Origin of the sequence: Corynebacterium sp. KPL1824, from assembly GCF_000478095.1 — a bacterium.
In the GTDB taxonomy this organism is placed as follows: domain Bacteria; phylum Actinomycetota; class Actinomycetes; order Mycobacteriales; family Mycobacteriaceae; genus Corynebacterium; species Corynebacterium accolens.
The window spans coordinates 40,472-58,108 of record NZ_KI515749.1 but is presented as its reverse complement, the minus strand read 5'-3'; the positions used below and the strand labels follow the sequence as shown (position 1 = coordinate 58,108).

15 protein-coding genes are annotated in these 17,637 nt (G+C 60.4%); 7 read left to right on the top strand and 8 right to left on the bottom strand.

Going from position 1 to position 17,637, the window contains the following annotated elements:
• Nucleotides 1-118: 118 nt before the first annotated feature.
• Nucleotides 119-1,303: an MFS transporter gene (locus HMPREF1267_RS00240; protein ID WP_232215110.1), complete on the top strand. Its 1,185-nt coding sequence runs from the start codon at nucleotides 119-121 to the stop codon at nucleotides 1,301-1,303.
• Nucleotides 1,304-1,329: 26 nt separating this feature from the next.
• Here the strand turns inward: HMPREF1267_RS00240 and HMPREF1267_RS00235 are convergent, their stop codons facing one another.
• From HMPREF1267_RS00235 to HMPREF1267_RS00225, 3 genes are all read right to left on the bottom strand, one after another.
• Nucleotides 1,330-1,962 carry an MOSC domain-containing protein gene (locus HMPREF1267_RS00235; protein ID WP_023028005.1) on the bottom strand — a complete coding sequence of 211 codons (633 nt, stop codon included), beginning with the start codon at nucleotides 1,960-1,962 and terminating at the stop codon, nucleotides 1,330-1,332.
• A 1-nt stretch (nucleotide 1,963) separates the two neighbouring features.
• A complete protein-coding gene (locus HMPREF1267_RS00230; protein WP_023028004.1) occupies nucleotides 1,964-4,549 on the bottom strand; it encodes a hypothetical protein in 2,586 nt (861 codons plus the stop codon).
• A 114-nt stretch (nucleotides 4,550-4,663) separates the two neighbouring features.
• Complete coding sequence (locus HMPREF1267_RS00225) at nucleotides 4,664-6,247, bottom strand: alkaline phosphatase (RefSeq protein ID WP_023028003.1); 1,584 nt, start codon at nucleotides 6,245-6,247, stop codon at nucleotides 4,664-4,666.
• Between the two features lie 297 nt (nucleotides 6,248-6,544).
• Here HMPREF1267_RS00225 and leuS point away from each other — a divergent pair, with 297 nt between their 5' ends.
• From leuS to HMPREF1267_RS00200, 5 genes are all read left to right on the top strand, one after another.
• Nucleotides 6,545-9,391: a leucine--tRNA ligase gene (leuS, locus tag HMPREF1267_RS00220; protein ID WP_023028002.1), complete on the top strand. Its 2,847-nt coding sequence runs from the start codon at nucleotides 6,545-6,547 to the stop codon at nucleotides 9,389-9,391.
• Between the two features lie 3 nt (nucleotides 9,392-9,394).
• On the top strand, nucleotides 9,395-10,129 hold the full coding sequence (locus HMPREF1267_RS00215; RefSeq protein WP_023028001.1) for a metal-dependent transcriptional regulator: 735 nt from the start codon (nucleotides 9,395-9,397) through the stop codon (nucleotides 10,127-10,129).
• Nucleotides 10,130-10,273: 144 nt separating this feature from the next.
• Nucleotides 10,274-10,747, top strand: coding sequence for a class Ib ribonucleoside-diphosphate reductase assembly flavoprotein NrdI (gene nrdI, locus HMPREF1267_RS00210; protein WP_023028000.1), 474 nt, complete (start codon nucleotides 10,274-10,276; stop codon nucleotides 10,745-10,747).
• A gap of 39 nt (nucleotides 10,748-10,786) precedes the next feature.
• Nucleotides 10,787-11,800, top strand: a complete 1,014-nt coding sequence (nrdF, locus tag HMPREF1267_RS00205; protein WP_023016372.1) for a class 1b ribonucleoside-diphosphate reductase subunit beta — start codon at nucleotides 10,787-10,789, stop codon at nucleotides 11,798-11,800.
• Between the two features lie 33 nt (nucleotides 11,801-11,833).
• A complete protein-coding gene (locus HMPREF1267_RS00200) occupies nucleotides 11,834-12,400 on the top strand; it encodes an NADPH-dependent FMN reductase (protein WP_023027999.1) in 567 nt (188 codons plus the stop codon).
• A gap of 28 nt (nucleotides 12,401-12,428) precedes the next feature.
• Here the strand turns inward: HMPREF1267_RS00200 and HMPREF1267_RS00195 are convergent, their stop codons facing one another.
• Nucleotides 12,429-13,067, bottom strand: a complete 639-nt coding sequence (locus tag HMPREF1267_RS00195) for a hypothetical protein (protein ID WP_232215085.1) — start codon at nucleotides 13,065-13,067, stop codon at nucleotides 12,429-12,431.
• Between the two features lie 312 nt (nucleotides 13,068-13,379).
• Between HMPREF1267_RS00195 and HMPREF1267_RS00190 the strand changes: the two genes are divergently transcribed.
• Entirely contained in the window at nucleotides 13,380-13,826 is a 447-nt protein-coding gene (locus tag HMPREF1267_RS00190) for a MarR family winged helix-turn-helix transcriptional regulator (protein ID WP_023027997.1), read from the top strand.
• Between the two features lie 83 nt (nucleotides 13,827-13,909).
• Here the strand turns inward: HMPREF1267_RS00190 and HMPREF1267_RS00185 are convergent, their stop codons facing one another.
• From HMPREF1267_RS00185 to HMPREF1267_RS00170, 4 genes are read right to left on the bottom strand one after another with little or no spacing between them, the layout of a single operon-like run.
• On the bottom strand, nucleotides 13,910-14,884 hold the full coding sequence (locus HMPREF1267_RS00185) for an MDR family oxidoreductase (protein WP_023027996.1): 975 nt from the start codon (nucleotides 14,882-14,884) through the stop codon (nucleotides 13,910-13,912).
• Nucleotides 14,885-14,919: 35 nt separating this feature from the next.
• Entirely contained in the window at nucleotides 14,920-15,903 is a 984-nt protein-coding gene (locus HMPREF1267_RS00180; RefSeq protein ID WP_023027995.1) for an NAD(P)-binding domain-containing protein, read from the bottom strand.
• On the bottom strand, nucleotides 15,903-16,520 hold the full coding sequence (locus HMPREF1267_RS00175) for a response regulator transcription factor (RefSeq protein WP_023016367.1): 618 nt from the start codon (nucleotides 16,518-16,520) through the stop codon (nucleotides 15,903-15,905). Before HMPREF1267_RS00175 ends, HMPREF1267_RS00180 begins: the two co-directional genes overlap by 1 nt.
• Nucleotides 16,513-17,610 (bottom strand): sensor histidine kinase, encoded by a 1,098-nt coding sequence (locus tag HMPREF1267_RS00170; RefSeq protein ID WP_023027994.1) that lies wholly within the window; start codon nucleotides 17,608-17,610, stop codon nucleotides 16,513-16,515. Before HMPREF1267_RS00170 ends, HMPREF1267_RS00175 begins: the two co-directional genes overlap by 8 nt.
• Nucleotides 17,611-17,637 lie beyond the last annotated feature (27 nt).

Below are 17,637 nucleotides of genomic sequence, written 5' to 3'. Positions count from 1 at the left end.
ATTGCTTTCCTTCTCCCCGCACGCGGCCCTTCTGGGGCCGTGCGCGGTTGGGAGGATTTTTATTTTTTATTTGGAGTGAGTTTTGTCAATAACGAATTCAGCGGCAGCTCAGCCGCCATTGATTACACCCACGTTCCTTTTGGCGTGGGTGGCTAATTTTGGCCAGTTTCTTGTCTTTTACCTAACTGTGACGACCATGGCCCTCTATGCCGTCGAGAGCTTCGGGGCATCCGATACCGTCAGTGGTTTTGCCTCTAGCGCCTTCGTTTTGGGCGCGACATTCATGCGCATCGTCTCCGGCTGGTTGGTGGACCGCGTGGGGCAAAAGCGCGCCGCTCTGACCTCACTGGCCTTCGTCAGCATCGTGACGGTGGGCTATTTCGTGGCGCATAACGTGGCCGTCCTGATCCTGGTGCGCCTGCTTCACGGCGCGGGCTATGCGCTTACCTCTACGGCGCTGATGGCCGTCGCCCAGTCCGTCATCCCCCAGCAGCGCCGCGCGGAAGGCACTGGCTACTTCGCCCTCGGCACGACCCTGGCTACCGCCTTCGGCCCAGCCGTGGGCTTGTTCTTGGCCAATAATATTGGCTATAACACCCTCTTTGCGGTCGCCCTGGGCTCCAATATTGTCTCCCTCGTGCTGGCGCTCGTGCTGCGCTACCCGGCGGAGCTCGATGAGGAAAAACCGGCCTTCAAGCTGCGCAACGCGGTACACCCCAACGTGGTGCCCATTGGCATTTTCATGCTCCTGGTGGGGATCGCCTACTCCGGCGTGGTCACCTACCTTAACGCCTATGCGCGCGAAGAGGACCTGGCCACCGGCGCTGGCCTCTTTTTCATCGGCTACGCCGTGGTCATGCTCATCATGCGCTTCTTCTTGGGCCGGATACAGGACCACAAGGGCGATAACTCGGTCATGTACCTGGGCCTGGTCTCTTTCGCCATCGCCCTTATCATCATGGGTTTTCCCAGCAATGACGTCATGCTCGTGGTCGCGGGTGCGTTTACGGGCATGGGATACGGCACGCTAAGCCCCGCCTGCCAGGCCATCTCGGTGCGCTCTGTATCGGCCGCCCAAATAGGCGCGGGCATCTCCACGATGTTCCTCTTGATGGACTTCGGCATCGGCCTCGCACCCTTCGGGCTTGGCCCCATCGTGAGCGCCACCGGCTTCGATACGATGTACCTCATCCTCGCCGGCCTCATCGCCGTCGCGGCGGTGTATTACTACATGGTGCACGGCCGTTACCCCAAGGCGAAGGCACCCGTCGTCAGCGCCGAAGAGGGCACGCAGCCGGCCTAAAGTGACACAGATTTTTGGCTCCGGGTTTATACCCGGAGCTTTTTTGCGTGCTGGGGCGGCAAGCACTCGGCATCGACCACGCGCCGGGCCATCGCCCGGTCCCCCATCTTGGCCGCAAACGCCATGCGCATGGTGATATCGTGCGCGGGCGCGGGGCCACAGGTTATGGCATCCCCGGCAGAAATGCGCCCGAGCGTAATGACGCGGAAGTACACGCCGCAATCACCGCGCGCGGTCCACCGCTTGAGCCAGCCCTTCTCCTGCACCCAGCCGGAAAAGGTCGCGCACGGCTGGCGGGGTACGGAGACCTCGAGAGTGGTCGTACCGATGTGGAGGCGTTGATTGATAAGCAGCGCGGACAGATCAATGCCGCGCGTGGTGAGGTTCTCCCCAAAAGACCCCGAAGCCAGCGTGCGGCCCAGCGAATCCTCCCAATAATCCAATTCCTCGCGGGCATAGGCATAAACGGCCTTGTCACTTCCACCGTGATGATCGCTATCGCCAATAGAATCGCCGCGCACGCCAGAACCATCGCCGTAATTGGGGCCGGGAGCGGAGATATCGATGAAGTCTTGTGGGCGCTTGTCGATGCCCGAAAACTCATGCCTCCCGCTCGGATCTGGCCCGCGTACGGCGACGTTGGTGGAAATAACCTGCATATTAGTCACTGTAGTCGCGGGTAAGGGCCTCCGCAGTGAGAATATCCCGGTAAAACAGCTCTGGGGCCAGCGAGACCGCCTCCGCTAGCTGCGGGAGGGCGTTATCTAGCGCAGAGGCCACGGCCGCATCCGTCAGCTTCCCATTGGCCACCCCACGTGCGGCAATGGCAAAGACATAGGAAATAAACGGCATCCAAGCAGAGCCGCCAAGATCCGTGTTTCCTTCCCCAAAGGCGTCCAAGGCGAGCAGGGTGTGCAATACCGACTTATCAACGCCCAATTGCTGCAGCGTCACCCGCAATTGCAGCGCGGTAGAACGCAGGTTGGACATGGTTCCCAGGCGGGTTAGCGCCAAGTCGTTATCGAAGCACTCGCGCAGCGCGGCGATGCGGTGGGCGTCATCGCACAGCTGCGAGCTGTCCGTTGCAGGCGTTGGGGCCTCGCCGGTGGCGCTCATGAGCAGCATGGGGCGGGTGACATCGTCTACTCCCGTGGTGGCCGTCCGCCACAGCGAGGGGGAGCCGGACTGTTCGACGTGGGCCTGGTTGGCATCGGCAAGCGCGGCGAGCACGGAAGAAGGATCCGCAGCCTCTTGCCCATCGCGGCTAAAGGAACGGGTGATCAGGCCCGTGCGCACCAACGCGCGCATGCGCTGGCCGCGCTCGAAGTCCACCTGCATGAGCGCATCGAGGCTGGCGCGCGGATCGGCCTCGATGTCCTTGATAACGCCCTCGAAGGTCTCCTTGGCCTTGGGGGCAAGGCGACGCAGGGCGGCATAGGTCTCCCACGTCCCGGCGGTATTCTCACTCTCGCCGTCGTGGAAGATAATGAGCGAGCTCGCCGGCGGGTACTGCGGGGCGGCGAGGTCGCTGGCCGGTTCATCCTCGCGGAAGTCCACGATGAGATCGCCCGCTTCGTGCAATTCCTCCGGTAGCTTGAAGCCCTCCTCTACCGGCTCCAAGGGCAGCGGCTCGCTGGCGGGGTTGCCAAGCGGCCATGCCCACGCCAAAAGCTCCACCTCTTCCTCGTGGGTTTGCTCGGGCATAAGAATGCCGTCTTCGATGGTGGCGCGGGCCACCAGTGGCGCCTTGCGCACCGTGGCGATGGCGGCATAGATCAGGTCACTTGCCGCGGTTGCCTCGTATTCCATCACGCGGCGGTCCATGCTGCGCTTAAGGTGCGCCGCGCGCTCCTTATCCGGCAGGCCCTCCAGGTACTCCTCATAAGACAGCGTGGACCACAGGAGGTAGAGCTCCAGCGAGGACTTCTTGGTCAGCGCGGCCTTGAGGGCGCGATTGGGCACGGAGAGGGCCGTCGTCGCCTCCGTTGAGCCATTGGCGGTGACGAGATCCCGGATCTTCTGGTTCTTATCAATGACCACGAATTTCGCCAGCGGCAGCGGCTCCGGCGAGTGCACCGTAAAGAGCGCATCCGCATCCAGCTGATCCGCCAGGATGACCTGCTTATCCATATAATCCACGGGCTCGGCCGCGGTGCGCTTCACGCGCGTGCGGATGGTCGCCGGGATGACCTCAAAGGTCAGCTCGTAGCCGGCTTCGCTGCTGATGGTCTCCTCGCGCACCGATTCGTCTTCCCCAAATACGCGCTGGCCCTTTTCCATGTGAATGGGCTTATCGGGGGACGAGGCCAAAGCATAGCTAAACGGTGACAGGTTCCCCAGCGCATCGATGAAGCGGAAGTTGGTTCCGCGGGGCCCCTCGTTCTTGGAGCGCATGTGGAGGGTTTCGGCAAAGTTGAGATAGTGGACATCGACAAGCTCTTCGCCCTTAAACAGGCTAAAGCGGTACCGGCCCACCCAGGGGTCCTCGAAGACGTCGCCGGGTAGAACCTCATGGATTCCCTCCGGCAGCTCATCTTCTAAGATTTCCTCCTCTTCCCCACCGATGGGGACATAGGTCAGCTGCAGGTGCAGTGGGGTATTGACCAAGAGGCGTGGGGATTTCGTGTACACCAGCTCGCCGTCCAACCCGCGCGCGTTGGGCAGGGACTTGACCGCCATATCCCAGGAAAAATCCGCGCCCTCCGCAACGGTGATGGTGGCCTTGTCCTGGCGTGGCACAGCGATGGAGAAGGAATCTTGTGCCGCTACCTCAAAGATGGACCAGCCTTCCCACGCGCCATGCGGGCGCGGCTGGCTATCCGGGGCGGGAGTTAGCTGCGTGCCGGTCGGTGCGATGAAGGTGTACGCGCCCTGCGGGATGGGCTGCGTGCTATCGACGGGCCGGTGCGCGGAATCGAGCAGCAGGCCACCATTGGCAATACCCGCAAACTCCAGCGTCTGCTCCGCAAACGTTACGGCAAGGTGGGTAAAGGGCTGCGGCATGGAAACCCACAAGCCAGGTTCTTCACCGGCGACGTAATAAAACTTGCGGGTGACCTCCGTGCCATCCAATAGCTGCGTGGTCACGGTCCATTGCGGGTCTTCTGGTTCATAGGCCGCGCTTACGGCTGGCAGGTAAAGCTCTAAAGTATCGGTATCCGGCGCGAGGCGAAGATGCGGGACCCCCTGAAAAACCGCCGCGTCTAGAAAAGATGATAGCTGGCTACGAAACTTCTCCTGGCTCATTTACACCAGCCTAGATCATTTTTGAAAAGATGTGGATTCTGCAGGCAGAGGGCAAAAAGAAGGCTTTCACCACCGCCGGTGATGAAAGCCTTCGCGCGCGATTAATCGCCTGGATTAGTGGAAGAAGTTCCGCCACGCATTCGGGTTGATGGTGATGATACCCAGCTTTTGCGCCAAGAAGGCAATGGCCCCGATGGCCAGCGAGGCGATACCGGCACCGGCGATGCCGGCGAAGAGCCCGCTCTTGGAGGAACCGTCACCGCCATTGTCATTGTTGCCAGGCTGATCGGATGCAGAATCGTCTGCTTGGTCGTTGCCGCCCTGGTCATCGTGCTTTACCCACCATTCATTCAAGGTGAGCTTGGCCAAGGTGGTGTTATCGATGTAGTCACCGCGCACAGGGTCGGTGTGGGTGGCCTTCGCGCGAAGGGCCTCGGAGCCAGCGCCCTTGAAGAAGAATGGGACCACCTGGTTGGTGTGCTGCGTGGAGTACCACTGGTGGCCAGAGGGCAGGGTGTTGCCACCGCCACCATTCATGGAGTTGAACTTACCCTCAGAGCGCTCATTGGCGCCGGAGAGGTATCCCGTCTCGTGGTCAGCGGTAACGACCAACAGGGTCTCGTCCCAGGAGGAGTTTTCTTCTACCCAGTCGATGGCGGCATCGACGGACTTATTGAAGTCCTGTACCTCTTCGATATCGCGGGCGGATTCGTTGCCGTGGCCGCTCCAGTCGATGGCACCGCCTTCAATCATGACGTGGAAGCCCTCGTCATTTTGGCCCAGCGCGTTGAGGGCGCCGGTGGTCATGGTGGGAAGATCCACGACATCGTTAAACGGAATGTCATAAGGCACTGTGGACTCGCCGGAGCGCCCCTGCTGCAAGGTAGAGGCCACAGGCGCCAGGCCGAAGTACTTCTCCCCCGCCGCGACATCGCCTTGGGCCAAGGCCTCAAATTGCTTCTTGGTTTCGGCGTAGTTCCAGTCGGACTCGCCGGAAGACAGCTTGTTGTAGACCTCTTCAGATAGGTACTTGTACTTGGCCTCATCCTTCTTCTTATTGTCATCGTCGTAGAACGGGTGGCCGGCACCCATGATGACATCGAGATCAGAGTTGAACATCTCATCCGCAATCTCAAGGTAGTTATTGCGGGAGATATTGTGCGCGGCCCAGGCAGCTGGGGTGGCATGGCTAAACGGCACGGAGGAGACCACACCGGCGGATTTTCCGGCCTTCTTGGCGCGCTCGGAGGTGTTTTCCTGCTCGTGGCCGTAATCGTTCACGCCCAGCTTGCCGTTATCGGTCTTCACGCCGGTGGACATGGCGGTGCCGGCGGCGGAGGAATCGGTGTATCCCTTATCCACGTACTCATGGCTAGCCCACGCCTTTTGTGGGTCATAGGAAGAGTTATTTGGGTAAGTGGTCATGGACAGGCGGTTGAAGTCTTCGAAGCGCTGCACGGATTCGCCGTCGAGTTCTTCTGGTCCTTCGGCGCTAAATGCGCCATCGACCAGGTACTTGGATTGGCCGGTTTCGTAGAGGTTATTGAATGCCACGTGGCCATAGCCCATGCCATCACCAATCATGTAGATGATGTTCTTTGGGCCCTGGGATTCGGCGGCGGTGGCTGGGGCAATTGCGCCAGCGGTAGCCACGGTTGCGGCTACGGCAGCGGCGCCAATGCGGAGAGAAGTGCGCATGAATTGTCCTTTGTGGAAGTGAGAGACGAAGAGATGGCGGCCTTGCGAGCAAGAGAGAAACGACCCAGACATGGCTGGGCGCAAAGCCTTGAGTTGAAGATAAAGACGCGATTTAACCACGAAAGGAACTGCGCGTTAATAGCTCCTAAACACTGCCGGAACATTCCGTGGCGGGCCTTAGTCCTTGCCCCAGGCCCCCTCCGCCACCGCCGGAGTGCCAGCCCGGTGCCGGATTAGTGAAGCAAAACCCACCTCTGCCTACCCCGCGCCGGGCTGGGGCTATTACACTGTGTGTTTATGACTAAACCGAGCGATTCCACGTCGTACCGCTACACCCCTGAGCTGGCGAACCAGATCGAAAAGACTTGGCAGCAGTATTGGAAGGACCATGAGACCTTTAACGCGCCGAACCCGGTCGGTTCGCTAGCCACGGGTGCGGGCGAGCTGCCCAAGGAAAAGCTCAACGTGCAGGACATGTTCCCCTACCCTTCCGGTGCGGGCCTGCACGTGGGGCACCCGTTTGGTTATATCGCCACTGATACTTACGCCCGCTATAACCGCATGCTGGGCAAGAACGTGCTGCACACCATGGGCTACGATGCCTTCGGCTTGCCGGCCGAACAATACGCCATCCAGACCGGTACGCACCCGCGGACCACCACGATGGCCAATATCGACAACATGCGCCGCCAGCTGGGCATGCTGGGCTTGGGCCACGATCCGCGCCGCTCGGTGGAATCCACGGATCCAGAATTCTTTAAGTGGACCCAGTGGATCTTCTTGCAGATTTATAATTCCTGGTTCGATGAAGAGCAGCAAAAGGCCCGCCCCATTGCTGAGCTCATCAAGGAATTGGAGGCCAATAAGCGCACCACCAAGGACGGGCGCTACTACGAGGACTTGTCCGCGCAGGAGAAGGCCCAGGCCGTCGATGAGTTCCGCCTGGTGTACCTGTCCAACTCCACGGTGAACTGGTGCCCAGGCTTGGGTACCGTCTTGGCCAACGAGGAGGTCACCGCGGAAGGCAAGTCTGAGCGCGGCAACTTCCCGGTATTCCGCAAAAATCTGTCCCAGTGGATGATGCGCATTACCACGTATTCGGATCGCCTGCTCGATGATCTGGAGCTGCTGGATTGGCCGGAGAAGGTCAAGTCCATGCAGCGCAACTGGATCGGTCGCTCCCGCGGTGCGGAGGTAACCTTCCCTGCGGAAGGCTACGGCATCGACGTGTTTACCACGCGCCCAGATACGCTCTTTGGCGCGGAATACGTGGTCTTGGCACCGGAGCATGAGCTTGTCGATGCCCTCTTGTCCCCCATTCCTTACGACGATGACGTGGATGAGCGCTGGACCTACGGCAACGATGACCCGAAGGAAGCCGTCGAGTCCTACCGCGCGGATATCGCAGCGAAGTCGGACCTGGAGCGCCAGGAAAACAAGGAAAAGACCGGCGTATTCTTGGGCACCTATGCCACCAACCCGGTCTCCGGCAAGCGCATCCCGATCTTCATCGCAGACTACGTGCTGACCGGTTACGGTACCGGCGCCATCATGGCGGTACCCGCGCACGATACGCGCGACTATGAGTTTGCCCAGGCCTTTGGCCTGCCAATTACGGAGGTCGTCTCCGGCGGCAATATCGAGGAAGAAGCCTGGACCGAGGACGGCGCGTTGGTAAACTCCGCCAACGATAAGGGCCTGGACCTCAATGGCCTGAATAAAGCGGAGGCCATCGCCCAGGCCATCGAATGGTTGGAAAAGGACGGCTCCGGCCGCGGCAAGATTCAGTACAAGCTGCGCGACTGGCTCTTCGCCCGCCAGCGCTACTGGGGCGAGCCCTTCCCCATCGTCTACGACAAGGACGGCATGGCCCACCCGCTGCCAGAGTCGATGCTGCCGGTGGAGCTGCCCGAGGTGGAAGACTACAAGCCGGCCTCCTTCGATCCTGACGATAAGGACTCGGAGCCACAACCGCCGCTGGCCAAGGTCCGCGACTGGGTAGAGGTAGAGCTGGACCTAGGCGATGGCCCGCAGACCTATTACCGCGATACCAACGTTATGCCCCAGTGGGCGGGTTCTTCCTGGTACCAGCTGCGCTATATCGATCCCCGCAATAGCGAGGCCTTCTGCGATATCGAAAACGAGCGCTACTGGACCGGCCCGCGCCCAGACGAGCACGGTGAAAACGATCCGGGTGGTGTGGATCTGTACGTCGGCGGCGTCGAGCACGCCGTGCTGCACTTGCTCTACGCCCGCTTCTGGCACAAGGTGCTCTTTGACCTGGGCTTTGTCAGCTCGCAGGAGCCGTATCGCCGCCTGTACAACCAGGGCTATATTCAGGCCTACGCCTATACCGATTCCCGCGGCGTATATGTCCCTGCGGCCGAGGTAGAGGAAAAGGACGGCAAGTTCTACTACAACGGCGAAGAGGTCAACCAGGAATACGGCAAGATGGGCAAGTCCCTGAAAAATGCCGTGGCCCCGGACGATATCTGCCGCGACTTCGGCGCCGATACCCTGCGCGTGTACGAGATGTCCATGGGCCCGCTGGATACCTCCCGCCCGTGGGCGACCAAGGACGTCGTCGGTTCGCAGCGCTTCCTGCAGCGCCTGTGGCGCCTGGCCATCAATGAGGACACCGGTGAAGTGGCAACTACCGATGCCGAGCTCACCCAGGATGACCTGAAGCAGCTGCACCGCACCATCGCGGGCGTGCGCGATGATTATGAGAACCTGCGCCTGAACACGGTCGTGGCTAAGCTCATCGAGTACGTCAACTACCTGACCAAGACCTACCGCACCGAGGCACCGCGCGCGGCGGTGGAGCCCATCGCCCAGCTGGTCTCCCCCATCGCCCCGCACATTGCGGAGGAACTGTGGCAGCGCTTTGGCCACGATGAGACCATCACCTACGAGCCACTCCCCTCTTTTGAGGAGAAATACCTGGTAGATGATGAGATCCAGGTGCCAGTGCAGATCAACGGCAAGGTTAAATCCCGCATCAACGTTGCGGCCGATGCTGACCAAGACGCCGTATTCGAGGCCGCTTTTGCCGATGCCAAGGTGGCTGACCTTACCTCCGGCAAGAACGTGGTGAAGAAGATCTACGTTCCCGGCCGGATGGTGAACCTGGTGGTTAAATAACCAATGAGCGTGGACGTCTCGGGCCTTTCGCCATCCAATCAGGACTACCTCAAGGCCCTGTTTAAGCTGGGCGAATGGCACGACGATCCCGTAACGGTAAAGAGGCTCGCCCAGCACATAGGCGTTCGGCTCTCCAGCGCGTCGGATGCGGTGCGGCGGCTAGAGAAAAAGGGTCTCGTCACCCATACGCCTTATGGTGCCATCGGGCTGAGCACCGAGGGGCGTGCCTTTGCGCTTGCCATGGTGCGGCGGCACCGCCTTATTGAAACTTTCCTGGTGGAATCCCTGCACTACCGCTGGGACCAGGTCCACGCGGAGGCTGAGCAATTGGAGCACTGCGTCTCCGATTTCTTTCTGGAGCGCATAGATGCTGAACTGGGGTTCCCGCGCCGCGATCCGCATGGAGACCCCATCCCCAGCGCCACGGGTGACTATCCCGCGGACTATGCCGCGAGCCCCGCGTCCGAGCCAGGGGATCTGCGCAAACTCAGCGATCTGGAACCGGGTGAGGCGGGCATAGTCGATCGCATAAGTGATGCAGACGCCGATCTGCTGCGCTTTTTTAGCAAGAAAAACCTGACCATCGGCGCTGCCGTGAGCGTGCGAGACAGCCAACCGTATTCCGGCGGGATGGCCGTGCGCGTAAAGGGCAACCAGAACGAGCATGCCCAGAATGAACATTCCGCGGCGTTTTCTTTGAGCTCCCACGCAGCCCGCGCCGTGTGGGTGCGCATGTAACTCTCCTCCCCCTCTCCCCTTCTTTTCTGAAAGAAGGGGAGTATTTGCGCATGTCAGCGGTGGTTAGTTGCGGCGTAGTTAAAAGTACGTTAGATCTGTAGTTGAAGTAGAAAGTGCGCTTCGGCGCAGCCACTAAGGAGCGAGATGACTACAGCCTCGACGCCACCCTGCGGCAATAAAACCGCCGCTAATCTTGTGTATTTTTCCTCGGTCAGTGAAAATACCCACCGTTTTGTCCACAAGCTGGGCTTTCCAGCGGCACGCATCCCTCTGCGTCCGAAGCGCGAAGGAATGCTCTATGTCACCGAGCCTTTTGTGCTCATCGTCCCCACCTACGGCGGCGGCAATATCAAGGCGGCAATTCCGGTGCAGGTGCGCCAATTCCTCAACGTTCCGGAAAACCGCGCACTCCTGCGCGGCGTCATTACCTCAGGAAACACCAATTTTGGTGAGGCGTATTGCTGCGCCGGGCCACAGATAGCCCGAAAGTGCGGCGTGCCTGAGCTCTACCGCTTTGAGCTGCTCGGCACCGACCGTGATGTTGCCCGCGTACGGGAGGGGTTGCAGGACTTCTTTGCGCACCACCTCTACCCCACCGCCCACGCGTCCATTGCCTGACGGCTAGGGCCTCGAAGACAAAGAAAAGAGAAAATACCGATGAAATATCAAGAGCTCATTGAGCGATCCCAAACCCCGCCGCATTTTCGCCACGATGCCTCCACGCCGCTGCGCCCAGTGAACTGGAATCGCATCTGGGACGATAAGGATTTAGAGGTGTGGAACCGTCTGACCTCGAATTTTTGGCTGCCGGAGAAGGTCCCGCTTTCCAATGACCGCAATGACTGGTCCCGCATGGACCCAGCCGAACGCGACCTCACCATTCGCGTCTTTACCGGCCTGACGCTACTGGATACCGTGCAGGCCACCGTGGGCGAAATCAGCCAGATTCAAGATGCCCGGACGGAACATGAGGAGGCCGTTTATACCAATATCGCCTTCATGCAGGCGGTGCACGCGCGGAGTTATTCCTCCATCTTCTCTACCCTGGCCAGCACCGAAGAGATCGAAAAATCCTATGCGTGGGCCGTGGATAACCCGGTGCTGCAACAGCGCGCGACCAGTGTCATGGTGCATTACTATGGCGATGACCCACTAAAGCGCAAGGTTGCCTCTACCCTCTTATCCTCGTTGCTGCTGTACGCCGGCTTCTATCTTCCACTGCACTTCAGCGTGCACGGAAAGCTGACCAATACGGCAGACATGATCAGGCTCATCCTGCGGGATAAGGCGGTCCACGGCTACTACTCCGGATACAAGTTCCAGCGGGGATTGGATCACGCCACGGACGCTCGCCGCGAAGAAATGCGCGAATTTACCTTTGACCTGGTGCGCAAGCTCTATGACCTGGAGATGCGCTATTCCGGCGAGCTCTATGAACCATACGGGCTTATGGATGATGTCGCTACATTCGTGCGCTACAACGCTAATAAAGCCCTGATGAATCTGGGCTATCCCAACCTCTTCCCGTACGAGGAGTGCCAGGTCAACCCGAAGATCCTCGCGGCACTCACGCCAGGATCGGATGAAAACCACGACTTCTTTTCGGGGTCGGGGTCCTCTTATATCATCGGCAAAGCCGTAGAGACCTCCGATGCCGACTGGGATTTCTAAAACTTCCAAATCTCCACAGAAAGGACACACATCATGAAACTTCTTGTACTCGTCGGCAGCCTGCGGCGGGAAAGCATCGCGAAAAAGATCGCCAACCATGCCATGGAACTGGTCCCCGAGCACGTTGAGTGCCAGCGCTATGACCTGCGCACACTCCCGCTTTATGATTTCGACTACGACGATTCTGGCGTGGAGGATAAACCCACGCCGGAAGAGTACACCGATTTCCGTAAAGCAATTAAGGAAGCGGATGCCATTTTGTTTGTCACCAGCGAGAATAACCGGACCATCCCGGCGTGCTTAAAAAATGCCATCGATATCGGATCCAAACCCAATTCCGATGTCGCCTGGAAAAATAAGCCAGCAGGCATCATCAGCCACTCCGTCGGCCGCATGGGTGGTTATTCTTCCCACAAGAACGTGCGCCTAGCCCTGTCCTACTTCGACATGCCGATGCCCGGTCAGCCCGAGGTATTCTTGGGCAATTCTCCCCAGCTCCTTGGTGAAGACGGAAAGATCGAGCCGTCCAGCACCATCGAGTTTGTGAAGGACTACCTCGAGCGCCTTGTAGCCCTGGTACCTGCGGCTCCGCAACAGTAGGAGCTACCTCCTCCTAGCAGCGAGGCGGTTAATCCCAGTACTCCGTGGCGCATAGCGCGATGCCGTGCGCCCGGATTCCCTGGCCCGCCTCAACTGGGGCATCAACGATGAGCGGGAGCCCGTCGATTTCGCATACCCAGAACTCCCCTCCCCCAAATTCATTGGTCTTTTTCTCGACGTTATTCACGGTGCCAGCTAGCTCGACCTGTGGGTTGAGCAGGCTGGGCTTGTAGTTTTGATAGAACCGTTCCGTGGCCGGGGATCGCAGCGAAAACTCCGCCGGTTCCGTTAATTCATAGTCCAGCGCAACGACTGCGGGCCGCACGCGGCCGCGCAGTTTTTCGCCGCCCACGGGGTTGCCGGTAGGTAGCGTGAAGGGGGCATCGCTAAGCACTGCCCACCGGAAATCTTCCATTTCTAAGATGCCAATAAATGGCATGGCGCGATATAGCGTTGTCTCTACGTCTTCCCCGCCCCGGAACGACGGCAATACGGTCCACTCGCCCTCGTACTCCATCGCCGTGACGGCGATGCCAGAGGGATCCGCATAGTAGAGCACTTGATCAAAAGCAGGCGCATCCCACAGGGTCCGGTCTGCGGGAAGCTCCGCGATGAGTTCCTCCGTGTCCACGAAGTCGAATCCGCAGGCGCTAAAAAGTTTATCCATGCCCGCCATCATAGACAGCCGCCTACCCGACGGGGGTCGCAGCCGGCTCGAAATCCGGCCGATAGGTACTTATTAAGTCCTAATGATAGATAGTATCCAGAAAACGTCAGGACCAATAAATAGCTTACGAAAAGCAAAGTATATGCGTTTAAATTGGCAAAAATATGGCACTTATGAATGATTGGAAGTCCAAATCCCGCGCCTTAATAAATGGTGGGGGTTGATGGAACAACCGCTCCGCTCAATTGTCGGTTGAGTAATCAACTGCGCATTATATAATGCTATTTAAGTCAAAGCCTAAGGGGGAATCCTGTGCGCCCAGAAGAAAGTGCAGCGTGGGCGGACTTCGTAGCGATGCAGCGGGCGCTGCATAAGGAGTTGGCCAACGCGCTGCAGGCAACTGCGAATGTGAGCGAGGCCGATTATGCGGTGTTGGCCGTCCTGCAGCGCCGCCGTGGGCAGAGCACCCGGCCGCATGAGTTGGCCGCGGAACTGGGGTGGGAAAAGTCGCGGTTGCACCGACAACTGGTCCGGATGGAGGGGCGCAAGTTGGTGACAAGGCGGCACGCGGAGGAACTAGGACCCCGAGCTATTGAAGTCACAGTGACGAAAGTAGGCGAGGAAGCATTCGCTACAGCACTGGAGAGCCATACCGCGAAGGTGGATGACAAGGTGGTCTCCGTCTTGACGGGAGAGGAATTGCAGCAGTTGGGTTTCATCTCCAGAAAAATCATGCGCAGCTTAACGGGCGATACCTAGAACCCAAGGAGTCGATCGCACAAGAAAGGCACCCCGTCACTGACGGGGTGCCTGCCTATTTGTAGGTCCTAAAGACTAAGGCCTTAGGAAATCTTCAGCACCGTGCGGCCATGGTGGCTGCCGTTGATGAGCGATTGCGCTTCCTTTACCGCATCTTCCAGGGGAAGGGTATTGGTCAAGGACTCCAGGATGGACAGGTCCAGGGTGCGGGCGAGGAGCTGCCAAGCATTCTGGCGGTAGTGCAGTGGGGCATCGACGGAGTTCACGCCGGCAAGGTGCACGTTGCGCAGGATGAAGGGCATGACCGTGGCGGGCAGGTCGGGGCCGCTGGCCATACCGGTAGCGGCAACGGTGCCGCCCCACTTGGTGCGGGCCAGGACATTGGCCAGCTCCTGAGAACCGGAGGTGTCTACGGCGCCGGCGTAGATGGCCTTTTGCAGGGGCTTGCCAGGCTCGGTGAATTCGGAGCGGTCAATGATCTCGTGCGCGCCGAGCTCGTGGAGGTAGTTGGCGTAATCGTCGGGGCGGCCGGTCATGGCGTGGACCTCGTAGCCGGCATTGCGCAGGAGGTTGACGGCGATGGAACCGACGCCGCCGGTGGCGCCGGTGACGAGGACGGGGCCCTCGGGAAGCCCGCGCAGCGAGTTAACGCACAGCGCCGCGGTGTAGCCAGCGGTACCAACGGCAGCGGCCTGTTCCGCGGTGAAATCTGCAGGCAGGGCAACGGTGGCGCGGGAATTGACGCGCTGCTTTGGGGTGTAGCCGCCGTGGCGGAATTCGCCAAGGCCATCGCCGAAGGAGGCAACGAGGGTGCCCACCGGCAGGCGCTGCACGTTGGACTCGGATACGGTACCGACCACGTCGATACCGGGCACCAGCGGGTTGGTGCGGACGACGCCGGGATCGCCGGTAATCGCCATCGCGTCCTTGTAGTTCAGTGAGGAATAAGAGACGTCAACGGTCAGGTCACCCTCGCCGAGGAATTCCCCTTCCTCAAAGGAGGTGGTGACGGATTTGTCTTCGTTACGGGTAACAAGTAGCGTGCTCATGCTCACCATGATACGTGAATTGTGATGCAACCATTTTTGGGCAGCTAAAGGTCGGGGGAGCAGAGCTTGGCGATGTCCCCCGCGGTCTGCTTGGCAAAGGGGCTCACCCCGGTAATGGTTGCAGAACCGGGGCCCGTCCAGGTTCCGTAGCCGACGAGGAAGAGGCCCTCGACGGTGGGGGTGCGGCCATCGAGAAGCGCGCGGAAAGGCCCCAGCGCGGGGCGGAACCCGGTGCACCAGATGAGGTGGTCTGCCTCCACCTCATCGAGGCTGGAGAACATGGGGGAGGCCTTAAGAAGGCCCTCATCGCGGGCGCGTTTGACGGGAGGAACAACGACGATATCGCCCAAGTTGGTATCCGCGCCGGGATCGGGCTCGCCGCGCATCATGGCGTTGAGGCGGGCGCGGTTGCGCTGAAAGAGCACCCGGCCGTCAACGTCATCGGGCATCCACCGCGGCGGCTTCGCCGTAAACCACGTGGTGTCTACGCCGGAGAGCACGAGCTCTGCGGCTATCTGGGCCCCGGAGTTGCCCGCCCCAACGACGGCGACGGACTCGCCGCGGAAAGGATCGGGCCCGGGGTAGACCGCCGAGTGCCATTGCCGCCCGCCAAAGGAACCGGGGTAATAGGGGATAAACGGCGAAGACCACGTGCCCGTGGCGGCTACCACCGTGCGCGCGGTGAGCCGCTCATCATCGGTGGTGACATGAAAGTTCTCGCCATCGTGGGTGACTTGCTTGACCCGCACCGGCCTGCGTACGGGCAGGTCATAGCGCTGCTCGTAGCGAGTCAAGTAGTCGATGACGTGGCTGGCGGGCGGAAAGCCCTCATAGTGGGGCATCGGCAAGCCGGGCAGGTTGGAAGACGCGCTATTGCTAAATAACGTGATCGATGGCCACGCGTGACGCCAGGCCGCGCCGGGGGCGGGCTCGGCATCAAGGATCTGGAAATCGAGGCGCTTTTTCCGCAAGTAATAGCCCGTAGCTAAACCTGCTTGGCCGCCGCCGATAACGATGCAGTCCAGCATTAAATCAGTTTCCTTTCGCGGGCCACAGTTACCGCGGCAGTGCGGGTGTCTACGCCCAGCTTTTGATAGATGTGAATGAGGTGTGTTTTCACGGTGGCCTCAGAAATGAAGAGTTGATTGGCCAGCTCCTTATTGGAGGAGCCGGTCGCAAGGGCGCGGAGGATCTCCAGCTCGCGCGTGGAGAGGGACTGCTCCGGCTGGCCCACGCGCTGGGCCAAGAGGTTGACCACCTCAGGGGCGAGGGTGCGCCGGCGTGCGGCGGTATTGAGCACCGCTTCGTGTAGCTCTTCCTCGGGCGAATCCTTGAGCAGGTAGCCCATCGCGCCAGCCTCGACCGCGGCCAAGATATCGGCTTGGGTGTCATAGGTGGTGAGTATGAGCACGGGCGGGCCGCCGGCCTCGGACAGCTTCTTGGTGGCGGTGATGCCATCGACGCCCGGCATCTGAATATCGCAGACCACGACGTCGACCTCGGGGGCGTCATCGGTAAAGAGCTTGTCCACGTCCGCGCCGTTATCGCCTTCCATGACCACGCGGACATCGGCAAAGGTATTCAGTATCGCGCGCAGCCCGGCGCGGACGACGGGGTGGTCATCGATAAGCATGACATTAACCATGGGGCTGCTCCTTGAGGGGGATTCTGATGGCAAGGGCGGTGCCGTCGCCGGATTCGAGGCTCAGGGAGCCACCGACGCTCTCCACGCGCTGGGACAATCCTTGCAAGCCAAAGCCGCTATCGCCGCCGTGGCGCGGGGGCTCAACTACACCGTGCCCATTATCCACGACGTCCAGGGTAATCGCATCCTCAAAAAGGCCCAGGGTGACCACCGCGCGGGAGGCGTGCGCGTGCTTGATCACGTTATTAAGGCCCTCCTGCGCGGCGCGCACGACCACTTGCTTGATATCGCTGGGCACGCTGCCGCTGCCGGAAACGACGAGGTCAATGGTGGTATCTTCGCCCAAAGCCTCCGTGCGCCGGCGCATCTGGGACAGGATGGAATCCAACTGAGTCTCCAGGCGCTCATCGGGCCCGGCGAGCTCGCGGACGAAGCGGCGGGCCTCCGCCAGGTTCTCGCCTGCGGTGTCCTCGATGATGGCGAGCTGCTCGTTCTTGGTCGCTAGGTCATCGGTATTCCGGGCGGCGCGCGAGAGCAGGAGGATGGAACTCAACCCTTGGGCCACGGTGTCATGGATATCCCGGGATAGGCGCTCGCGCTCTTCCAGACGCCCGGCTTGGTGCTCGCTGGCGGCCAGCTCAGCTTGGGTTTCTTGCAGCTGCTTGGCGATGTCCCTGTGGTGCGCCGCCTCCGCCTGCAACCGGCGCTGGATATAAAACACGCCCGCGGCAAAGGTCGTGCCGATAAGCGGGCCGATGGCCGCGGCGATGGACCAGCCATCCGGATGCAGCCACGCCGGAATGAAGGCGGCCGCCGCCCATAGCGCCGTGATGGAGATAAGCCCTGGCCACTTGGGCAAGGCACGCAGGAAAACGAAGATAAGCGGGAACTCGAGCCACATGAAATCCTGCGCGTGGACCATGAGCCCCAACCAGAGCAGGCACAGCCCGGTGAGCCAGAGCCAGGTGGGAATCCAGTGCGCGGCCGCGTACACCGCGGCTAGGCCGATGGCCAAAAGGATGGCGCGGGCGTCCAAGCGGTCATCGATATAGGCGCGGGCCACGCCGAAAACCAGCAGGAACGTGAACATGGCGTGTAAGCCCCAGAGCCATAATTT

Coding starts and splice junctions, on each gene's coding strand:
- HMPREF1267_RS00235 (WP_023028005.1), bottom strand. CDS start 1,962: ATGCAGGTTATTTCCACCAACGTCGCCGTACGCGGGCCAGATCCGAGC.
- HMPREF1267_RS00230 (WP_023028004.1), bottom strand. CDS start 4,549: ATGAGCCAGGAGAAGTTTCGTAGCCAGCTATCATCTTTTCTAGACGCG.
- HMPREF1267_RS00225 (WP_023028003.1), bottom strand. CDS start 6,247: ATGCGCACTTCTCTCCGCATTGGCGCCGCTGCCGTAGCCGCAACCGTG.
- leuS (WP_023028002.1), top strand. CDS start 6,545: ATGACTAAACCGAGCGATTCCACGTCGTACCGCTACACCCCTGAGCTG.
- HMPREF1267_RS00215 (WP_023028001.1), top strand. CDS start 9,395: ATGAGCGTGGACGTCTCGGGCCTTTCGCCATCCAATCAGGACTACCTC.
- nrdI (WP_023028000.1), top strand. CDS start 10,274: ATGACTACAGCCTCGACGCCACCCTGCGGCAATAAAACCGCCGCTAAT.
- nrdF (WP_023016372.1), top strand. CDS start 10,787: ATGAAATATCAAGAGCTCATTGAGCGATCCCAAACCCCGCCGCATTTT.
- HMPREF1267_RS00200 (WP_023027999.1), top strand. CDS start 11,834: ATGAAACTTCTTGTACTCGTCGGCAGCCTGCGGCGGGAAAGCATCGCG.
- HMPREF1267_RS00195 (WP_232215085.1), bottom strand. CDS start 13,067: ATGGATAAACTTTTTAGCGCCTGCGGATTCGACTTCGTGGACACGGAG.
- HMPREF1267_RS00185 (WP_023027996.1), bottom strand. CDS start 14,884: ATGGTGAGCATGAGCACGCTACTTGTTACCCGTAACGAAGACAAATCC.
- HMPREF1267_RS00180 (WP_023027995.1), bottom strand. CDS start 15,903: ATGCTGGACTGCATCGTTATCGGCGGCGGCCAAGCAGGTTTAGCTACG.
- HMPREF1267_RS00175 (WP_023016367.1), bottom strand. CDS start 16,520: ATGGTTAATGTCATGCTTATCGATGACCACCCCGTCGTCCGCGCCGGG.
- HMPREF1267_RS00170 (WP_023027994.1), bottom strand. CDS start 17,610: ATGTTCACGTTCCTGCTGGTTTTCGGCGTGGCCCGCGCCTATATCGAT.